Annotated in this window: 9 protein-coding genes; 8 read left to right on the plus strand and 1 reads right to left on the minus strand. The window is 61.4% G+C overall.

Features of this window, described 5'->3' with window-relative positions; genetic code table 11:
* Positions 1–235: 235 nt before the first annotated feature.
* Positions 236–841, plus strand: coding sequence for a hypothetical protein (locus PDR5_RS28535; protein WP_064600507.1), 606 nt, complete (start codon positions 236–238; stop codon positions 839–841).
* A gap of 86 nt (positions 842–927) precedes the next feature.
* Here the strand turns inward: PDR5_RS28535 and PDR5_RS28540 are convergent, their stop codons facing one another.
* Entirely contained in the window at positions 928–1,839 is a 912-nt protein-coding gene (locus PDR5_RS28540) for a LysR substrate-binding domain-containing protein (protein ID WP_064600509.1), read from the minus strand.
* Between the two features lie 180 nt (positions 1,840–2,019).
* Here PDR5_RS28540 and aspA point away from each other — a divergent pair, with 180 nt between their 5' ends.
* The 7 genes from aspA (at position 2,020) to PDR5_RS28575 (ending at position 18,214) form a co-directional block, all read left to right on the plus strand.
* Complete coding sequence (gene aspA, locus PDR5_RS28545) at positions 2,020–3,444, plus strand: aspartate ammonia-lyase (protein ID WP_039765095.1); 1,425 nt, start codon at positions 2,020–2,022, stop codon at positions 3,442–3,444.
* Between the two features lie 441 nt (positions 3,445–3,885).
* On the plus strand, positions 3,886–5,331 hold the full coding sequence (locus PDR5_RS28550; RefSeq protein WP_064600511.1) for an alanine/glycine:cation symporter family protein: 1,446 nt from the start codon (positions 3,886–3,888) through the stop codon (positions 5,329–5,331).
* A gap of 99 nt (positions 5,332–5,430) precedes the next feature.
* Positions 5,431–6,435, plus strand: a complete 1,005-nt coding sequence (locus PDR5_RS28555) for an asparaginase (RefSeq protein WP_064600513.1) — start codon at positions 5,431–5,433, stop codon at positions 6,433–6,435.
* A gap of 167 nt (positions 6,436–6,602) precedes the next feature.
* Positions 6,603–7,601 (plus strand): AraC family transcriptional regulator, encoded by a 999-nt coding sequence (locus PDR5_RS28560; RefSeq protein ID WP_064600515.1) that lies wholly within the window; start codon positions 6,603–6,605, stop codon positions 7,599–7,601.
* A gap of 132 nt (positions 7,602–7,733) precedes the next feature.
* Positions 7,734–8,759, plus strand: a complete 1,026-nt coding sequence (locus PDR5_RS28565) for a histone deacetylase family protein (RefSeq protein WP_064600518.1) — start codon at positions 7,734–7,736, stop codon at positions 8,757–8,759.
* Positions 8,760–8,914: 155 nt separating this feature from the next.
* On the plus strand, positions 8,915–13,480 hold the full coding sequence (locus PDR5_RS28570; protein WP_064600520.1) for a dermonecrotic toxin domain-containing protein: 4,566 nt from the start codon (positions 8,915–8,917) through the stop codon (positions 13,478–13,480).
* A 315-nt stretch (positions 13,481–13,795) separates the two neighbouring features.
* On the plus strand, positions 13,796–18,214 hold the full coding sequence (locus PDR5_RS28575) for a dermonecrotic toxin domain-containing protein (RefSeq protein WP_237233764.1): 4,419 nt from the start codon (positions 13,796–13,798) through the stop codon (positions 18,212–18,214).
* Positions 18,215–18,227: the final 13 nt, after the last annotated feature.

Below are 18,227 nucleotides of genomic sequence, written 5' to 3' on the forward strand. Positions count from 1 at the left end.
CCTGTCAGTTCTTATGACATAAAATCCAAAACACTTCAGAAAGCCATTGCTGATAGTTAGTGATATACAAACAGCCGTCAGCTACTGCAGCTGTAATACCGCTCACCAAACAGCAACCAAACTGTTTTCAGAGCTTATATCTCTAAATAACTTCACACAAAGTTGTGTCCTTACATCTGACACAACTTTTGTCACAGGCCTCATGCCTGACCGCTAACTATCAAAAGGTTAAAACATGTTCAAGGAACCATTGGCACTCCTGGTCTTCATCCACAAGGATCTCGCGGACTACAACAAAGACGACTTGTACGATAAACATTTCTCCTGGCTCGTCGAGGAAATGGAAAACATCTCCGGGCGCAAGATGCTGGTTCGTTTGATCAGTCCATCGGAAGCACAAGATCTGAGCGATCATCCCTATCAAAACGATGATGCAAGGGCATCGCTGAGAGAGTGGACGACCAAGGTAAGTAAACATCATAGCGCTCGCCCGAGGAAAGATTTGAACCCTCGATTTAACAAATATCTATTACTGACGCGCTACCCCATAAACGATCGCGTACTGGGAGCTGCACATTCCCCTGGCTTCGCGGGCATAGCTTCAATTGAAAAAACCAGAACCGCCGCTCACGAAGTTGGGCATATGTTCAACGCCACCCATGAAGATGGCGAAATTCTTTATAATGGATGGTGGAGCGAAACGATCATGTTAGAGATAGGTGGCTTCTCTGAACTTCGCCCTGACGCAAACCGATACAGCGATAAGAATCGGGAAAACATTCAAAAATATTTAGACTCCTCGGCACCCGCAGGCCCAGGGAGTTGGACATTCCGCTTCTAAGATTATGAAGATTGGGACTGAACAGAAGAAAGCCACCCAACAAAATGGCAGAGGCGCAAAACAACTTGCGCCTCTGCTTCTTTCAATCAGGCATTACTGCTCGCCGCACCGCCCTCCAGCTTGCGCCACAACAACCGCACATTGGCCTTGCGCACCAGCGCGCAGCGGTACAGGCGAATCTCCAGCGGCACATGCCATTGCGCACCGCCGCAGACCACCAGTTCGCCACGGGCCAGTTCGGCCCGCACGCTCAGTTGCGGAACCCAGGCGATACCAAGGCCTTCCAGCGCCATGCTTTTCAGGCTGTCGGCCATGGCGGTTTCATAAATCGTGGTGAAACGCAGCTGACGCTGGCGCAGCAAGCCATTCACCGAACGCCCGAGAAACGCTCCGGCGCTATACGCCAGCAACGGCACACTGCCCTCTCCTTCCAGATCGAACATCGGTTTGCCATCGGCATCCGCCGCGCACACCGGGAGCATTTCGGTCTGGCCCAGGTGCAGCGACGGGAAAATTTCCGGGTCCATCTGCATGGCCGCGTCCGGGTCATAGAACGCCAGCATCAAGTCGCAGCCACCTTCACGCAGCGCGTGCACCGCGTCGCCGACGTTGGTCGCGACCAGCCGGGTGGCGATGTTCAGGCCTTCGTTGCGCAGTTGAGCGATCCAGCGCGGGAAGAATCCGAGCGCCAACGAATGCGCCGCTGCGACTTGGATCACTTCGCCTTGCCCACCTTCGAGGTGATGCAAATGGCGCAACACTTCACCGAGCTGTTCGACCACGGTGCGCGCGGTTACGAGGAACAATTGCCCCGCCGCCGTCAGCTCGATCGGCGTGCGCGAGCGGTTGACCAGCGTCAGCCCGAGCGCCGCTTCCAGGCTGCGGATCCGCCGGCTGAAGGCCGGCTGGGTCACGAAGCGCCGTTCGGCCGCCTGCGAGAAGCTGCGGGTGGCGGCCAGAGCACTGAAGTCCTCGAGCCATTTGCTTTCCAGATTCATCACGTCCTCCCGGACACGCACCAAAACAGGTCACACGTCTGCCGTCCACGCGGCGTCACACGGGCATTATGCCGAATGTGCATAGGGCAGTGTTTAACAGCATTGGCCCAAAAATTCCCACAAGCCTAGCATTCGCAGCGTTCCGGCACAGACCGGGTCCCTATCGAGATGATTTCTATCATGTCCTCCGCTGCATCATTCCGCACAGAAAACGACCTGCTTGGCACCCTCGAAGTCCCTGCTCAAGCGTATTACGGCATCCAGACCCTGCGAGCGGTGAACAACTTCCGTCTCTCGGGCGTTCCGATTTCGCACTACCCGAAGCTGGTTGTCGGTCTGGCAATGGTCAAACAGGCCGCTGCTGACGCCAACCGCGAGCTGGGTCACCTGAGCGAAGCCAAGCACGCTGCCATCAGCGAAGCCTGTGCCCGTCTGATCCGCGGCGATTTCCACGAAGAGTTCGTGGTCGACATGATTCAAGGTGGCGCCGGTACCTCCACCAACATGAACGCCAACGAAGTGATCGCCAACATCGCGCTGGAAGCGATGGGTCACCAGAAAGGCGAGTACCAGTACCTGCACCCGAACGACGACGTGAACATGGCGCAGTCGACCAACGACGCCTACCCGACCGCGATCCGCCTGGGTCTGCTGCTGGGTCACGACGCGCTGCTGGCCAGCCTCGACAGCCTGATTCAGGCATTCGCGGCCAAGGGTGAAGAATTCAACCACGTCCTGAAGATGGGTCGTACCCAGCTGCAAGACGCCGTGCCGATGACCCTGGGTCAGGAATTCCGTGCTTTCGCCACCACCATGGGCGAAGACCTGGCCCGTCTGAAGACGCTGGCCCCGGAACTGCTGACCGAAGTGAACCTGGGCGGCACCGCGATCGGCACCGGCATCAACGCCGACCCGCGCTATCAGGCCCTGGCCGTACAGCGTCTGGCGCTGATCAGCGGTCAACCGCTGGTTCCAGCCGCCGACCTGATCGAAGCCACCTCCGACATGGGCGCCTTCGTGCTGTTCTCCGGCATGCTCAAGCGCACCGCGGTCAAACTGTCGAAGATCTGCAACGACCTGCGCCTGCTGTCCAGCGGCCCGCGCACCGGCATCAACGAAATCAACCTGCCGGCGCGTCAGCCAGGCAGCTCGATCATGCCAGGCAAGGTCAACCCGGTGATTCCGGAAGCCGTGAACCAGGTGGCGTTCCAGGTCATCGGTAACGATCTGGCGCTGACCATGGCAGCCGAAGGCGGCCAACTGCAACTGAACGTGATGGAGCCGCTGATCGCTTTCAAGATCCTCGACTCGATCCGCCTGCTGCAACGCGCCATGGACATGCTGCGCGAGCACTGCATCGTCGGCATCACCGCCAACGAAGCGCGCTGCCGCGAACTGGTCGAGCACTCGATCGGTCTGGTCACTGCACTGAACCCGTACATCGGCTACAAAAACGCCACCCGCATCGCCCGTATCGCCCTTGAAAGCGGCCGCGGCGTGCTGGAACTGGTGCGCGAAGAAGGTCTGCTCGACGAAGCCATGCTCGCCGACATCCTGCGCCCGGAAAACATGATTGCTCCGCGTCTGGTTCCGCTCAAAGCCTGAGCCGACGCGTGACTTGTAGCACCGCTCACCAGGTCGAGGGACTAGACACCTCTCACCTTTTGAGGGCTTGGGGATGATTCCCCGAGCCCTTTTTTTTAACTGTTTGAACCTGAGAACCGTATGTATGGAAGCTGGCTGTAAACCGGCTCCCAGACAAGCCCGACGCCGGTAACGTCGGGTGTTTCAAAGCTTCGTTTCGTCGCTTGCACCACAACCGTGCAGACGGGCGCCGCACTGATCGGTATAGTGCCGCCCCTCTTCGCGTGAGCGGTCGTCGGTAACGAGGCCATAACCCATGCGAAACCCGAACTAATAACAAACCCGCGATATGGATCCGGGACGAACCCTCGCCTCGCCTGTTGTGCCGCGCGCACACCGGTGTAACGCGATGTTTCTGACCATCCAGCATTTGCTTAAACAATAAACAGCGAGGAAAAATCCATGCTCGAAGTCATCAACGACTTCCTCTCAGGGAAAGTACTGATCGTGCTCATTGTCGGGCTCGGTAGCTACTTCACGATTCGCTCGCGTTTCGTTCAATTGCGCCACTTCTTCCACATGTTCGCGGTGTTCCGCGACAGCCTCAAGGGCAGCGCCGGGCAACTCAGCTCGTTTCAGGCCCTGATGCTCAGCCTCGCCGGCCGCGTCGGTGCAGGCAACATCGCCGGTGTCGGCATCGCCGTGACCCTGGGTGGTCCGGGTGCGGTGTTCTGGATGTGGGTGACCGCACTGGTCGGCATGTCCAGCAGCTTCTTCGAATGTACGCTGGCCCAGGTCTACAAGCGTGCCGATGGCGACGGCCTGTACCGTGGCGGTCCGGCTTACTACATCCAGCACGGCCTGAAGCTCAAAGGCATGGCGGTGGTGTTCTCGATCCTGCTGCTGGTCACCTACGGCTTCGCCTTCATCGGCCTGCAGTCCTACACCGTGACCCACTCGCTGCAAAACGCCTTTGCCTTTGATCCGCAACACACCGGCATCGTCCTGGCAGTGCTGCTGGCCATCACCTTCATCGGCGGCATCAAGCGCATCGCTTCGGTGTCCGACCTGCTGGTGCCGATCAAGACCCTGGCCTACATCGGTGTGACCCTGTACGTGATCGGCACTCAGATCGAACACGTGCCAGCCATGCTGGTCACCATCTTCAAAAGCGCCTTCGGTCTTGACCCGGCTTTCGGCGGCCTGCTCGGCAGCGCGATCGTGATGGGCGTGAAGCGTGGCGTGTTCGCCAACGAAGCGGGCCTGGGCAGTGCGCCGAACGTCGCCGCCGTGGCCGCCGTGAAGCACCCGGGTGCTCAGGGCGTGGTTCAGGCGTTCAGCGTGTTCCTCGACACCTTCGTGATCTGCACCTGCACCGCGCTGCTGATTCTGTTGTCGGGCTTCTACACCCCGGGCTTCGAAGGTGACGGCATCGTCCTGACCCAGAACTCGCTGGCCGCCGTGGTGGGTGACTGGGGCCGCATGTTCGTCAGCGTCGCGCTGTCGCTGTTCGTCTTCACGTGCATCCTCTACAACTACTACCTGGGCGAAAACAGCCTGCAGTTCCTCACCCGCAACCGCGCTGCGCTGATGACGTTCCGCGGTCTGGTGCTGGCGCTGGTGGTCTGGGGTTCGATGCAGGATCTGTCGACCGTGTTCGCCTTCGCCGACATCACCATGACCTGCCTGGCCTTCGTCAACCTGATGGCCCTGGCCCTCCTGTTCAAGGTCGGCATGCGCGTGATGCGCGACTACGATGCGCAGCGCCGCGCAGGCGTCGACCAACCGGTGTTCGACTCCAGCAAGTTCAGCGACCTGGATCTGGACCTGAAAGCCTGGCCTGCCAACCCGTCGGCCGACACCCAGACTGACGCTCAGCCGCAAGGCATCCCGGCAGCGCAACGCTGATCGGGTAAAAACCGGGCGCAGATCCTGCGCCCGGCGTGACACAAGCAGCGGTCGGCGTCATGCTCGACCGCATGCTGTCCTCGTTCAGGAGAACTCCCCATGAATTCCTCGACCTACCCTGCCGCCCAGCACGTCATGGTGCTGTACACCGGTGGCACCATCGGCATGCAGGCCAGCGCCAATGGCCTGGCCCCGGCGTCCGGTTTCGAAGCGCGGATGCGCGATTACCTGCACAGCCAGCCTGAGCTGGTGGTGCCGCAGTGGCGCTTTCGCGAAATGTCGCCGCTGATCGACAGCGCCAACATGACCCCGGCCTACTGGCAGCAACTGCGTGAAGCGGTGGTCGACGCCGTCGATGTGCAAGGCTGCGACAGTGTGCTGATCCTGCACGGCACCGATACTTTGGCCTACAGCGCCGCAGCCATGAGCTTCCAGCTGCTCGGCCTGCATGCCCGCGTGTGCTTCACCGGCTCGATGCTGCCGGCCGGCGTCACCGACAGCGATGCCTGGGAAAACCTCAGCGGCGCACTGGTCGCCCTCGGCCACGGCCTGGCGCCGGGTGTGCATCTGTATTTCCACGGCGAACTGCTGGCCCCGACCCGTTGCGCGAAAGTGCGCAGCTTCGGCCGTCATCCGTTCAAACGTCTGGAGCGTCAGGGCGGCGGCGTGAAAGCCACGTCCCTGCCGGCAGCGCTGAACTACAACCAACCGAAGCAACTGGCAAAAGTTGCCGTGTTGCCGCTGTTCCCGGGCATTGGCGCCGAGATCATCGACGGCCTGCTCGACAGCGGCATTCAGGGTCTGGTGTTGGAGTGCTACGGCAGCGGCACCGGGCCGAGCGACAATCCAGAGTTCCTCGCCAGCCTTGGCCGGGCGCGGGACAACGGCGTGGTGGTGGTTGCGGTCACGCAGTGCCATGAAGGCGGTGTGGAACTGGATGTATATGAAGCCGGCAGCCGCTTGCGTGGTGTTGGCGTGTTGTCCGGTGGCGGCATGAACTGCGAAGCAGCGTTCGGCAAGTTGAGCGGACTGCTCGGTGCAGGCCTTGATACGGCTGAAGTACGGCGTCTGGTGGAACTGGACTTGTGTGGTGAGTTGGTCTGAGACCACGTCATGGCCCTGTGGGAGCGGGCTTGCTCGCGAAAGCGCTGTGTCAGATGCGTTGATGTCGTCTGACACAACGCATTCGCGTGCCAGCCCGCTCCCACAATTGACTCTTCGTCCGGCATGTAACTTGCTGCGTTCCAGCTATCCCAAGGCTGGAAGATCTTATGCTCCACTCCCACCTCACTACGCTCAATGCGGTCTCGTTGATCCTCAACACGTTCAAGACCGAAGGTCTACCCAGTGAAGCGCTGCTCGCCGGCAGCGGCATCAGTGCGGCGGATCTGAGCCGGGCCGACACTCGCATCACCACCAACCAGGAGATGCAGGTCTGCGCCAATGCAGTCGCGCTCAAGCATGACATCGGTCTGGAACTGGGCCGGCGCATGCATGTTTCCTGCTACGGCATCCTCGGTTACGCGCTGCTGACCTGTGCCACCTTCGGTGACGCTTTGCGGCTGGCGATCCGTTATCCGGCGCTGCTGGGAACACTTTTCGAGCTGAGCCTGGAGGACGACGGCGAGCGCGTCTGGTTCGTTGCCGCCGATTACCGCGAAAGCCCGGCAATGGCGGTGTTCAATGCCGAGTTCTGTCTGGTGTCGCTGAAAGTCATCTGCGACGACCTGCTCGGCCATCCGCTGCCATTGCTGGCTGCCCGCTTCGAACACGCTGCGCCGGACTATCGCGACAGCTACGCCGAGCACTTCAAGGCGCCCGTGCATTTCGGCGCCAAGGACAACGCCTTCGCCTTCGACCGACGCTGGCTAGACCAGCCGCTGCCACTCGCCGACCTCATCACCCATCAGGCCATGGCCGAGCGGTGCCGCAAGCAGAACATCGAGTTCACTGGCCGTCAGGCGTGGCTTGGGCGGATCCGTCAGTTGCTCAGCGCACAACTCAACGCCGCGCCGGGGCTGGAAGGTCTGGCGCAGCAGATGAACTGCTCGCCGCGTACCTTGCGTCGACATCTGAAGGACATGGGTTGCAGCTACCAGGAGCTGCTCGACGAACTGCGTTTCGAGCGGGCCAAGCAGATGCTTTGCGAGGATCAGTTACCGATCTACCGCATCGCTGAAACCCTGGGTTTCAGCGAGACGGCAAGCTTCCGCCATGCCTTCGTGCGCTGGAGCGGTGTGGCACCGAGTCAATTCCGGCCACACGGTTAAACCGTCGAGGGGCGATATCAGGTCAGTATTTTTGGCCACATCGATCCCCTTTTGGCCTCTCTGGCCGTTCTCCGATTCGGCTCACGCCGCAACACTGTGATCAACAGAATCAGCCCCTGCGGAGAACAACAAATGTTGACGATCTACTCTGACGATCACCACCTGCACCATGGCCGCTGCGAGTTGATCGACGGGCAACTCAAGCCTTGCTTCGAGATGCCGTCGCGCGCCGACCACGTGCTGCAACGGGTAAAAAATCAAAACCTCGGCCCGGTCGAGGCACCGAAGGATTTCGGCCTCGGGCCGATCGAGCGCATCCACAGCCGCGACTACCTCGACTTCTTCAAAGGCGCGTGGGCGCGCTGGACCGAATTCAACACCGACGGCGACTTGCTGCCCTACACCTGGCCGGCGCGCACCCTGCGTCAGATCAAGCCGACCAGCCTGCACGGCCAGCTCGGCTATTACAGCTTCGACGGCGGCGCGCCGATCACCGCCGGCACCTGGCAAGCGGCGTACAGCGCGGCGCAAGTGGCGCTGACCGCACAAGCGGAAATCCAGCGCGGCGCCCGGGGTGCCTTCGCCCTGTGCCGTCCGCCGGGACACCACGCTGCCGGCGACTTGATGGGCGGTTATTGCTACCTCAACAACGCCGCCATCGCCGCGCAGGCGTTCCTTGATCAGGGCCACAAGAAGGTCGCGATCCTCGACGTCGACTATCACCACGGCAACGGCACTCAGTCGATTTTCTACGAGCGCAGCGACGTGCTGTTCACCTCGATCCACGGCCACCCGGAAGCGGAATTTCCGTTCTTCCTCGGCTACGAAGACGAGCGCGGTGAAGGGGCCGGCGATGGCTTCAACTTCAACTACCCGCTGCCGGCCGGTTCCGGCTGGGATGTCTGGAGCGCAGCGCTGGATCAGGCCTGCCAGGAGATCGATAACTACGGCGCCGACATCATCGTCGTGTCGCTGGGCGTCGACACCTTCAAGGACGATCCGATCTCGCAGTTCAAGCTCGACAGCCCGGATTACCTGGCGATGGGCAAGCGCATCGCGGCCCTCGGCAAACCGACCCTGTTCGTCATGGAAGGTGGCTACGCGGTAGAAGAAATCGGTATCAACGCGGTGAATGTGCTCGAAGGTTTCGAGCAATGAGCCGCTTCAAGTCCGCCACCTGATACCCCGACCCGCACACGCGGGTCTTTTTTTGCCTGCGATATTTATGTACCGCAACCGCTCCCGTCTCGCCCGCTACCTTGCTCGACCCGGCGCCGCTTCCGGCCGCCTGAGGTTCAATCAAGGAGATGGCCATGCCTGAAATCCCGACGCCCAGCGCTGTCGACGTACTGACCCAACTGGTGACCGGTCCGTCACTGTGGGAGGTCGCCACGAATACCTTGCGCCCGGCACTCAAGACCCTTTATCCGGAACTGGAGCTCGACCCGCGCCAGACCCTCGTGGTGACTCCGGTCTGGCAAATCGACGGAGATCGCGTGATTCCTGGCCGAAGCCGCTCCGAATCCCTGACCAATGTGCTGGTGCGTCTCGCACTTGGCGCGACCACCGTCACCTGGATCGATGGGGAGCATTACCTTGTCCGGCGCTCGACGAATGAGCAACCGGTCACGCTGGCGGTCAAGATCGATGCGCTCGCCCGCTTGATCAATGAACTCGCGCCACTGCTGTTCGTGGCTTATCAGGAACAACAGATCGATTACTGGAACGAACCCACAGGCCTGTCGCATCCGCGCTGGTATTCGTTGTCGGACGCCTTGCGTGCACTGTGGGACGTCAAGGATACAACCGACTGGGACGAACATCGGCTGGCCATGGCCCGGGCCGTTTTCGCCGATCCTGACAAAACGCAGCGCCTGCCCCGGGACAAGTACAAGACCCGCGCGTACCTGATCGATGTCGACGCGGGTGACGAGGTGCAACGCCGCCATCTCCACGTCCTCGACACCGCCGTGCTGGTCGGCTCGGTAGCCGGGCGCACCCTGATCCTGAGCCACTCACTGCCGCTGGGTTTCCAGCGCTTCGACTCTTTCGAGGAGCTGGGCGAGGCTATCAGGAACGCGTATCCGGCGAAGGCTGTTCCGGTCTCGCTGAACTGGCGGCTGATCGAGCCAAAGGGCAATTTTTTTGATCGCCAGGCCTGCATTCTCATCGCTCTGGAAGCAGACGCCATCGGCGCGCTCGGGTCGCCGCCCTCGACCCGGCCGGGCGTTCTACCGCATCCGGGCACGCTCGGCAGACACACCGCAGAGCTGCCACCGCAACTCCAACCCCAGGCCGAGCACTTGCGACCACTGCTGCCGTCCTGGCTGGACCAGGCCAGGGCCGATGACCAGACCTGCTACAGCCGCCACCTGCTGGATCTGGTGCTGATACAACACCAGAACGCCGGCAAGACGTTCCAGAACGAAGTCCCCGACCTGCGCACTTTCACCCTCGAAGCCCTGAGCGCACAGATCCGCAGAGAACAACCCCAGACAAACGATGTAAGGGTCGACAACCTCGAAATCAGCATTACCAGCCTGGTGGTCTGGGGCACGTTCATGTGGCCGGGCAATACCGAGACCCTCACGCTGTCCCTCACCGATCTCGCCTTGCAGAATCTGGCCGGGCTGCCGCCGGGCAACAAAGTCGTGCGCTGCAAGGACGGCACTCCGGTGCCTGACTGGATGAGTGCCGATTATCTGGAAAGGCTCGTGACCACCGTCGACATCGGGGCCCGTTACCCGGCCATGCTCAAACGCTGCCTGGTCGAGGACAGCACCCGGGCCTCCACCCTGCAGCGGCTTTACACTCGACAGTTAGCCGCCGAGCTGCCGCTGCTGGCGTTGCAACACAAGATCCGTGGCGAAATGGATATCGACGAACAAGGCTATCGGTACATTGTCGCTGCACTGGCCGACACCGCCAGCGAACGGCAAGTGGATGGACAGCAGATCGTTGTCCGCCCGCTGGCTTTCATTGTCGGCCAGCGCCCCCGTGACATCGTTGCCAATATGTTCATCATCGGTCCGCGTCAGACCGATCAGGGCCCCTGCCTGCTTTACCGGCCTCTGCTCGATCCGCCACTGATCCAATACGCCAGCCCCGCCAACCTGCTATACGCAATCAAGCATTCACGCTCGATTCGCCAGGCGGTACTGGCCTGGTTGCCTGACGACGTGCGCTTCAATTACGAGCAGTACGTATTTCCCGCCAGGCTGCCTTCGATCTGGACGATTCCCCAATCGCTGGTCGATCCGAGCGCCGCCCTCGATATGAGCGGTCCTGTTTCGTTGGCCAGCGACGTGATCGAAGACCCGATTTTGCCAGCCCTGTTCAACGCCAATGTGCAAGCCATGCTCACCCAGTCGGACCGGCAGTCGGTATCCAACGCTGAAGCACGCTGGGCTTCGCTGAAGAATGGTGGCTGGCGGATTTTCAATGCGGCGCTGCCGTTCCTGGGGCGCAGCGTGGGGACGGCGGCGTGGATCTGGCAGATCATCGATGACTTGCAGGCAATGAATGACGCCGCCAATGAGGCTCCGGCCCGACTCGACTGGAGCGCGCTGGCCGACATCCTCCTGGCACTGGGCATGGTACTGGCCCACAGGGCCGCTGTTGGCAGAAGGCCGGTCCATGAATCACCGGCGTCGCCGCAAACCGTCGTTGAAACACCTGCCCGAACGCTATCCCCGGCCATCAAGGTGCTGCGCCTTCCGGACATCGGCGACCGCGAACTGTCCGCCAGCCATGACATCTCGGTCAACGCCATCGGCGCTCTGGACCGCTCGCAACCGGGGCTTGGCTCGCTGCTCGACAGCCTCCAGGTCCCCAGGCCCGAAGGCCTGGGTGATGCCCAGGACGAGGGCCCATACCAACACCTTCATGCCCATGGGCGCGCCTGGTATGCAGCAGTCGGTCAGCGCTGGTTCGAGGTGATCGTGAATGACGACGAACGTGTCCAGATCAGCGATTCGCGCCAGCAGCCTGCGCGTACCGGGCCGCTGCTGACTCACAATGCCGACGGTCAGTGGTTCGTCGATCTTCGCCTGCGCCTCAACGGTGGCGGCCTGCGCAGCCGGCTCAGGAAACTGCAGGACGATAACCGGGCGCGGCTGATTCAGATGAAGGCAGCGCTCACCGACTTCGACGCCACCTTGCAGGCCAAACAGACCCAGCTCAAAGAGGTGCGCGAGGCCATGCTGCAGGCCACCCCCGATAACCGTTCGAGCGCCCGGGAGCAGTTTCTCGACACCCTGGAGGTGCAGATCAGGGCGTACGGTGAGCATATCCAGCAGCTCAAGGCCATGAACGTCGTCGAACCTATCCCCAATTACCGTACCGCCATGATCGAGCGGTTATCACTGCAGCTGTTTCTGGTGCAATCCTGGCTCGACGAACAATCGTCCGAATTCCGCAGCAGCCTGAGCACTACCCTGGCATTGCTTGACGAACCCTCGGCACCCCTGTCGGCAGAGCGCAACGCGCCTTTTACCAAAGCCAGTGACATGACCCAGGGCATGATCGACAAGATCGAATACGCCCGTAGCCGACTCGATGAACTGAGCCTGCTGGGCAGGGACGCCCTTGAAGTCACGCGAGACTACAAGGCGAAACTCCCCCGCTACACGATCGATGACCTCAAGCTGCTGCAAATCACGCTGGAGCAGGAGCTGTGCATCAGGCCGGACCTGACACAAGAGCCGGTCGATGCGCGGCTGGCGCTGGAAAACCTGATCGATGATGCGGCGCTGAACATCCAGAGTTCTCTGGAAGTGAGCAACGAGGAGAGTCTGCAAAATCTGAGTCAGCGGATCGAGACGATGAGCAATCTGGCCGAACAGTTCGTCGCTGTCGATCAGCGCTTTGCAGACCTGCTCGTCGAGTATCCGGAGCAACTGCTTGCCGATCGCATCGAACAGGTACGCCGGCGCGTTGCCGGATTTGCCGACAGGACGGTCGACCGGCTGGTGAACCTGCTGCGCGACCAACGACAGTTCGATCCCGTACCGGGCCCTTCTAAACCATCGACGGCGTCGGCCAAAAAGGTCATCAAGACCCGTTACAAGGGCACGGTCGTCGGTGAGCCACGCAAGGACGCCAGTGGCCGGGAAACCGATCTGGTCGACGTGCGCGCGCCACTGACGGGCAAGATCATCGCCACCTTTCACGAAAAGAGTCCGGGTGTCTGGCTCGAAAGGGTCACACCCAAACCCCTGTCAAAAGGACCGGCACCCAGCCTGCACCGCTGTATCGAGGAAGGCCAGGCGCTGATCGATGGCTTGCCTGCCTTTCACCGGCGCACGGAGGCCCACATCAACCGGGCCGCGCGCATTCCGAGCGAAATTCAGGATCTCTACTACCTGCATGCCGACCGGTTGCGCGAAGCGAGGGATGCAATCGACCGGGCCCTGACCGCGCGCAATCTCACCGATGATCGCAATGCCACGGCCAGCACTTTGAACAGAGAACTCGCCGATGCCGCCACCGCGCTTTATCAGCGCGGCCAAAGCGCACGCATCCGGATCATCAAGCAACAACCACCCACCGCGGCCCGTGTCGAATGGCTCAAGAGCAAGGGCCAGGTAGACATCTCGAAAGCCACTGCACGGCAGCGGCTCAAGGGCTCCGGGAAGGGTTACCTGGACGAGTACGAGGTGCTCGATCACGAAACCCACGCGGTTCTGTGGTACGCGCACTTCCACTACAGCGGAATCAATGATCCGGTGACCGCCTTCAACGCCGCGCACCTGAAAACCGTAGAGCAACGCCGACTGGGTGGGCGCTTCGATCCACGCACCACCGGCAATCAGGAACTCATCGCCATTTACCGCGGTGAAATCAATCGTGCGCAGGCCGCTGCGCTGTTCTTTTCCTGACGCCGGTGCGCCGCTGCCCGCGAAATTCGGGCATCGGCCGACGGCATATATCTATGCACCGCCCTGCTCGATGCCCGCCCGGATAACGTGCGTCGCATCAGGGCCGCCAGCCGCGCTGCCCTTTCACACGGGATCTGAACCATGACTGAAACCGCCGCCGGCACCACGCCTGCCTCTTCCCCGTTTTTGCTCGAACAGAGCCGGCTGATCGATCTGATCAGCCAGGGCCCGACGCTGAATCAGGTGGCCTCGACGCTACTGCAACAGGCGCTGGGAAAGCACTATGCACACCTGCAGATCGACCCCGATCACACCATGCTCGCCACTCCGGTTTGGCGCGACGATGAACAAGGGTTCGCGATCGAGTCTTTCCGGTTCGAATCCCTGACCCACGCGCTCATCCGACAGAGTGTCGAGAAAACCCGAGCGAACCTGATCGAAGGCGAACATTTCCTGACGGTCACGCCGGACGTCCAACCGGCCACTCACCTGGCCGTCGACATGGATGAGCTGACATCGCTGCTCAACGAGCACGCCGCATTCTTTTTCATCGCCTTCGCACAGCAACAACTCGACTACTGGAATGGAACCGGCGCACATTGCCCCCGCTGGCAGGAGCTGTCCGACACACTGAAAACCGCCGTGGACGTGCAATCCGCTGTTGGCTGGGATGCCGACGCCTGCGCCCTGGGGCGGTGGGTGGCCAACCATCCGGAAAAGCCCATGCGTCAATCGACACTAAACGGATTCAGCCAGATCCGCGCTTGCCTGCTGGATATCGACCTGGTCGAGGGCTCGAACACCACTCACTTGACCATCGCAGGCGCGATCGTGCTGACCGCGACCGTCAAACAGCGCGAACGGTTTTTGATGTACACCATCGGCGCCGGCCACGAATCGTTTTCGTCCCTTGCCGAACTGGGAGAGTCACTGCCCGGACGCCTCGACCTGGACCTGAGCGGGCGCAGCCTCGAGTGGCGACTGGTGGAGCCGCAGGAAAACATTTTCGACAGTTGTACGTGGGCATTGGTGAACATTCAGCTGGACGACATCAAGGCCCTTGATCCCGCCAACCGCCCCGTCGTTCCGACTGCCCTTTCCTCGCCATCGCACAACAGGCATTTAAGCGGCAGGGACCATGCCCGGCTCAGCCAGTTGAACCGGGCCATTCCCAAGTGGCTTAACACGGGGTCGATCCGTGATTTTCAGGCTTACACACGCTACATCGTCGAACTCGGCAGGCTTCATAAGGAGGAACCGAGTGATAACGTCGGACAGCCTCTGCTTTCGATCAAGTCCTACGCTCAACGACAGATGCGCGAGGCGATTGTCGCCGACAAGGCTGCCGAAGACGCCGCCTCGCTGCCGCTCGACGACCTGCAGATAACCGTCACTCACAGCTTCGAGGTTGCCGGCCTGACCCTGCCCAACCCTCTGGAGCAGGAACATCAGACCCTCGGTGAGTTCGCCCTTGAAAACACCACGCCGTATCTCGCCAGCGTCGCGTTCACCAATGGCCATGGCGTGCCGGCATGGTTGACCGTCGACTACCTGACGCAGATGGCAGAGCAGGTCGATATTGGAGGCCATTATCCGGCACTGATAAAAAAGGCACTGATCGACGACCCGCAACAGGCCGCCCGCCACAGGGCCCGCTACCGGCGCCAGCTGCCGACCCTGCTGCCGCTGTTGGCCCTGGAGTGCAAGCTCCGGCATCGAGGCGATGTCGACGAGCGCGGTTACACGTATATCTGTCAACTGATGGCATCCATCAGCGCGGGACAGTCCGACACCGAGCCCGGCGTGTACATCCGCCCTTTGGCCTTCAGGCCTCGATACCGCCTGAGCAACGTGGCCGACACGGTGGCCAACACGTTCATCATCGGGCCGCGCGAGCCGGAGCTGGGCCCCTGTGTGCTTTACCGGCCATTGTCGGACACCCCGCTGCGGCAGTTCGCTTCCCCGCAAAACCTGCTCTACGCGATTTATCAGCCTGGAGAGTTGCGAGACTCGGTGCTGGCCTGGCTGGCCAGCCCGTCGCTGAGTTTCGAATACGCCCAGTTCGTTTTTTCCAGCGGCATTCCGTCACCCTGGATCATTCCCCGGATGGCGTTCGAGCCCTTTATCCACTTCGACTTGATCGGCCCGATCGGACTGGACGATACGCCGCTGACCGGCGATATCCTCGACGCCCTTCACACTGCCAACAGCCAGGCGCTGGCCGAACTGGCCGACCGCCAGTCAGTCTCCAACAGCGAACGTCGGCGAGCCTTGCTCGCGAACAGCGGCTGGGCGGTGTTCAGTATCGCGTCCAATTTCATGGTTGGCGCAGCAGGCACCGCCGTGTGGGTCTGGCAAACCATCGAACAGATCCAGCAGGCAATCGATGCCCGGGAACAGGGAGACACACTGGTGGAGTGGCGCTCCGTCGGAGACATCCTGCTGACCCTCGGCATCATCCTGACGCAGCACATCGCCACGCTGCGCAGTCGTACGCCCCTGGCGCTGTTCGAGACCTCGGCTGAACAGACACTGGAAGAGATACCCGCCGTTTCCGTTGCTTTCCCGCCAACGCCGCCGACCATCCGTTTCAACGCAAACGCCATGACCGACGTGATTGCCCCGAACCATCTGTCGAGCGTCGAGCCAGGCACTCTGGTACGCCCGTCAACCAGCGCCGGATTCACGGCCATGCTGGAGCGTTTCCAAATACCCGATCCGGATCTGGACGGACATTCGATTTCCCCGGTCAGCCACCTCTACACCCTCGGCGATCGGTTATGCGCACGCGTGGGAGCGCGCTGGTTTCAAGTGACGGCCCCCGACAATGAACCGGTCTGCATCGTAGACCCGGCCGACCCTTCGCATACCGGCCTGGCCATCAAATTCGATGACACGCTGGGTGAGTGGCACTGGGACCCGAAACTGCGACTGCGCGGAGGCAGCCCGACCGGGCGAATCGAGGCGCTGCGGCGCGCCAAGGCGCAAAACAAGGAAAAAGCCTGGACGGCCCTTCATCAGTTCATGGCGCAGGAAGTGACCCGCAAAAACGCAGTGAGCAGCGCCCTGCTCGAGTTGCCACGGGACGGTTCCTCGAGTGAATTCGAACCCAGGGCCCAACGCTACCTGGCGTTGGCCGAGGCGCTGGGTGACGAATACACCCAGGCGCTCGGACACCTGGAAACCTGGCGTCAGAGCGGAGGCGGTGGCGTGTTCTATCAGTCCCAACTGATGCGCCTGACCGCAGAACAACACCGATGCCTGGGCGGTGCACTGCGCCTGCAGATGCGTGTCTATGCACAAATGACCGAAAAATTCGCCAACAGTGCAAGCGCAGATATCTCCCTGTCACGGGACGAACAGATCGATATCACCACCCGAGCCACGGCACTGAGCGACCAGATGATCGCCCGACGGCAGGTTCTGCGTCAGTCGCTGGACACCCTGGGACAACTGGCGGGGATTTCGAGCAAAGTGGGGCACGATCTGGAACGGCTGCTTCCGGCGTTCACCGATCTGGACCTCAAGGCCAACGAAATCAGCATGGCTTACGAATGGTGCGTGCGCGAACAGCCCGGCCCGGCCATGGAAGATGCCCGAGAAGCCGTCAACCTCATCACCGGCAACGCTTCGACTGCCAGCCATGACCTGATCGAGCTGACCAGGGCTGAACCGATCGCTGGCGCGCAGCACCAACGAATCGAGCAATTGGCCCGCTTGAACGACCGCTTCGCCAGCCTCGCGCAAGAGATCGAGCAGTTGCCCGCCGCCCACCCGGGACTGTTCGTGCAGGCGCGACTGGATCGCATCCATGAGCTGATCGGTGAATTCCATGCGCTGGCCGGCGCGCGCCTGGTCGCAGAACTACCGGAGCGCACCGAGCAGCCGGTCGTGTCCGTTTCGCAGCCGGGACCGTCGACGTCGAGACCCAGGGTGAAGGTCAGCAAGAGCCGCCCTCGTCAGGGCGCCAGCGAATCGTCACGCGAGAGCGAAGAGTCCGGTGCTATCAGGGAAATCCCCTTTATCAAACTGTCGCGTTCGCGGCTCCCCAAAAAATCTGATGCCGTCGATGTCATCGCGCGGGCATTGGAACTGAATCTGAAAATCAACGAGTTCAACCGTACAACCCGGGAAGATGCCAAACGTCCCGGCCGCATTCCAGCGGACATTCGTGACATGTTCGAACAGCAATCGGTCAGGCTCACGCAAACGGCCAGCGACGTCGACGCTGCGCTCGCAGCCCAGCAAAGGGCTGGGCGCCCCCCTCTGCCGGTGGCCTCTCTCAGTCAGGAACTACGCAACGGAGCGCAACGCACCCGGACCGAAGGCATCAGCACCTATGCCGCGATGCTCAAGCAACGCAAACCCCGGGAGGCGTACTTTCACTGGCTGTATGACAACGGGCTGGTGGAGGTGGTCAAGGATGAACGCGGACGCATCCGCACCCGGCAACGCGGGGATTATTTTCAGGAATACCGGATCCTCGACAAAGCCCGCAATAATGAACCGCTCTGGGTGGCGCATTTCCATTACGACGCCCTGAAGGACCCCGACGCGAAATACACCACCGCCCACCTCAAACCCGCCGAGCCCTACTTGCAAACGCTCGACGCGGCGACGCGGCAATCCTTGAGCACGTTCGATGCGGTCGAGAATGCGCTGCGTAAAATTGTCGATCCGGTGGTTCGGGACCTGTTCCTGAAGCCGCAGCCCCGCGACCCGGTCGACGATTGACGTCACGTCGCAG

The organism is Pseudomonas sp. DR 5-09 (assembly GCF_001655595.1).
GTDB lineage: Bacteria > Pseudomonadota > Gammaproteobacteria > Pseudomonadales > Pseudomonadaceae > Aquipseudomonas > Aquipseudomonas pharyngis.